This is a genomic window from Amycolatopsis sp. NPDC003676 (assembly GCF_053587275.1).
In genome coordinates, this window is sequence record NZ_JBSFNS010000445.1 from 1 (window position 1) to 1,032 (window position 1,032).

Genomic DNA, 1,032 nt, shown 5'->3' on the forward strand with positions numbered 1-1,032 from the left:
GCCTTCGCGTCGCTGGGCACCAGCCCGGCCGCCATGCTGCGCCGGATGCGGGTGCGCCACGCCCGCCAGCTGCTGCTGCGCGACCGGGCGCGGGCGGTGGCCAGGATCGCCGAGGCCAGCGGATTCTCCTCGCCGCGGCAGTTCTACCGTGCCTTCCAGCTCGAGACCGGCATGACGCCGGGACAGTTCCGGGTGGTCAGGGCGACCTCGGTGCGGCTGCCCGCCCAGCCCGAACTACCGATGAGTGCGTGAGCAGGCCAGCGCGGCCAGCGGGCGGACGTCACCCTCGGCCGAGCGCTGCCGCCGTTCCCGTTCGGTGAAACCGGCCGCGCGCAGCACCTCGGCCAGCTCGTCGACCGGCCAGCGATAGGCCGCGGTCACCTTGTGCGGGAACACCTCGACCTGCTCGGCGCTGTCGAAGAAGCCGAGCACCAGGCGCCCGCCGGGCACGAGGACCCGGGCGAATTCCGCCAGGATCGCCGGCAGTTCGGCCGGGGTGAAGTGGATCAGCGAGAACCACGCGAGCACGCCGCCGATCGAGGCGGTCGGTGCGTCGACGGTGCGCAGGGAATCGACGCGGAACGGCACATCCGGGTAGCGCGAACGGGCGTGGGCGATGAACTCGGGGACCAGATCGACGCCGGTGACGGCGATGCCCGCCGCGTGCAGGAACTGGGTGAAGTGGCCGGGACCGCATCCCAGATCGAGGACCGGGCCGGGGGCGTCGGCGAGATGGCGTAATGCCAGGTCGGCGTCGTCGGGATGCAGGTCGGCGGGGCTGCCGAACAGGTCGATGTAGAGCTCGTGGATCGCGGCGTAGGCCGTGCGAACGGTGGTGTCGGACACGGCCTCGACGCTAGCGCGGTGTGATCGGATCGTTGTGTGGATCGTTTGTGGTGCGGGGTCCCGGGTAGTCGAATGGGGAGGAGCCGTTCTCCCCAGTCGTAGACGAAGGGATCACGTGCGGGTGAAGACCAGGGTGCGGCCGGGAGCCGCGGTGAGGTCGACCAGCACTGGCAGGCGGTGGGTTTC

2 protein-coding genes are annotated in these 1,032 nt (G+C 71.1%); one reads left to right on the forward strand and one right to left on the reverse strand.

The window, feature by feature from the left end; translation table 11 throughout:
* Positions 1-252 (forward strand): helix-turn-helix domain-containing protein (locus tag ACWDNU_RS47105; protein ID WP_449673614.1); only part of this gene is annotated, 252 nt, incomplete at its 5' end.
* Here the strand turns inward: ACWDNU_RS47105 and ACWDNU_RS47110 are convergent.
* Positions 235-846 carry a class I SAM-dependent methyltransferase gene (locus tag ACWDNU_RS47110; protein ID WP_355276433.1) on the reverse strand — a complete coding sequence of 204 codons (612 nt, stop codon included), beginning with the start codon at positions 844-846 and terminating at the stop codon, positions 235-237. The genes ACWDNU_RS47105 and ACWDNU_RS47110 overlap by 18 nt on opposite strands.
* Between the last annotated feature and the right edge of the window lie 186 nt (positions 847-1,032).